Genomic DNA, 2,190 nt, shown 5'->3' on the forward strand with positions numbered 1-2,190 from the left:
GCCCAGGAGTGAAGGCCCACATCAGAAAGTCAGGCAGGACACGGGCCCACGTCTCGTAGTCATGTCGCCCGCCCGCCACCTCGACATAGGCCAGATCGTCGGGGTGGAGGCCAATGGCGCGCAGTTCGCCCATCAGCTCCAGCGTATCCTGAATCGCGTCGATCACGCCGTTGCCGTCGCGGTCACACACCTCGTCGCGCGTGCCGGCCTGGAACCAGAAGCGCAACGGCGGCGGCCTGTGCGCGCGCCGCACGAGTGTATGGGCGATGCGCCGGCCGGGGTCGATGCGCGTCTCGTCCTCCGCGGCATGCCACCACAGGCTGCCGGACATGACGCCGACGGCCTCAAAGCAACCCGGATGGTTCCAGGCGATGTCGAAGGCGGACAGGCCGCCCAGTGACACCCCCAGGAAGGTAGCCGGCCCCCGCACGCGAAACTTGGCTTCGATGAGCGGCATCAGTTCGGCGACGACGAAGTGGCTGTACGCGCCGGCCAGCACCCCCAGGCTGCGCGAGTTAGGCGCAATGGCCGTGCCATATTCGTGTAGCCGATCGTCGTTGGTCGGGATAGCGACGGCGATGATCGGTCGGATGCGACCGCCAGCCGCCAGACGGGCCAATGCCTCCCGCAACCCCAGCGCCTCGCGCTCCTGCCCATCGTTCACGTAGAGCACGGGATACGTCCTATCCGGCTGCCCGCGGTAGCCGGGCGGCAAGAACACGGTCACGTCTCGCCGGTTGCCCAGGCGCGTCGCCGTCACGCCAGGCAGTGTCACGATCTCGACCGTCGCCAGCAACTGTCGCCGACGTTGCCCGGCCAGCCAGGCGCATAGGGTCACCAGACCGCCCAGGAGGGCTGTAAGAAGAAGCACCATGGGAACAATTAGGAATTACGAATTAGGAATGAAGAACTGAAAGATGGAATGGTTTTGTTGATATCTCTTAGTAATTATTCTGCCAGCAGAGTCAGGTAACGGATGCTGGTCTCAATGCCCTGATAGAAGTTGGGGAGGTAGAAGCGCTCGTTGGGGGAGTGGATACGGTCGCCGGGCAGGCCGAAGCCCATCAGCACCGCGGGCAGGCCCAGGTCGTTCTGGAACTGGCCGACGACAGGGATAGAGCCGCCCTCGCGCATGAAGACAGGCGCGCGGCCAAAAGCGGCCTCGTAGGCCGCCGCGGCGGCGCGCATGGGCGGTGTGTCGCGGTCGATCAGTACCGCCCGTGACCCGCCCGACAGATGCACCTCAGCCGTCACGCTGGGCGGCAAGACGGCGCGAACGAACTGCTCGAATAGCGTGGCGATCTCGGCCGGGTTCTGGTCGGGGACGAGGCGCATGGAGATTTTGGCGTGAGCGGTGGAGGGCAGGACGGTCTTGGCGCCCGGGCCGGTGTAGCCGCCGATGAGGCCGGTCAGGTCGAGCGTCGGCCGCGCGCCGATGCGTTCGGCCAGCGTGTATTCCGGTTCGCCCCACAGTTCTGGCGCGCCCGATTCGCGTAGCCATTTGTCCGCGTCTAGTGGGAAGCCGGCCAGCATCTCCCGCTCTTCCAGCGTCAATGGCCGGACGCGGTCGTAGAAGCCGGGGATGAGGACGTGGCCGCGCTCGTCCTTCAGCCGGGCAATGAGATGACCGAGAGCATTGAGCGGGTTGTTGATGCTGCCGCCGAACGTGCCGGAGTGCAGGTCGCGAGTAGGGCCGGTGATGTCGAGCAGCACGTAACAGTTGCCACGCAGCCCGTAGACCAGCGCCGGTTGGCCGGGGCCGAGCATGGCCGTGTCGGAAATGAGCGCCGAATCGGCGGCCAGCAGGTCGCGTTGATCCGGGATGAAACGGTGCAGGTTGGCGCTGCCGATCTCCTCCTCGCCCTCAACGATGAACTTGACGTTGACTGGCAAGCGGCCGGCCGTGCGCAGGTATGACTCGACCGCCTTGACATGGATGTAGACCTGGCCCTTGTCATCGGCCGCGCCGCGCGCATAGAGATACTCTTCGCGCACCTCAGGCTGGAAGGGCGGCGAGAGCCACTTGTCCAGCGGGTCAGCCGGCTGCACGTCGTAGTGGCCGTAGATCAGCACGGTGGGCGCGGCCGGCCCGGCGTGCAACCAGTCGGCGTAGACCAGCGGGTGGTGCTCCGTCTCGATGACGCGAACGTTCTCCAGGCCGGCGGCCTCCATGTGGCGCGCCAGCCAGCC

2 protein-coding genes are annotated in these 2,190 nt (G+C 66.2%); both read right to left on the reverse strand.

Annotation, left to right across the window (positions count from 1 at the left end):
• Positions 1–874 (reverse strand): alpha/beta hydrolase (locus ACE3UY_RS23420; protein WP_374689880.1); only part of this gene is annotated, 874 nt, incomplete at its 3' end.
• Positions 875–948: 74 nt separating this feature from the next.
• On the reverse strand, positions 949–2,190 hold a 1,242-nt coding region (locus tag ACE3UY_RS23425), incomplete at its 5' end, for a dipeptidase (protein ID WP_374689881.1).

The organism is Promineifilum sp. (SeqCode) (assembly GCF_041918635.1).
Taxonomy (GTDB): domain Bacteria; phylum Chloroflexota; class Anaerolineae; order Promineifilales; family Promineifilaceae; genus Promineifilum.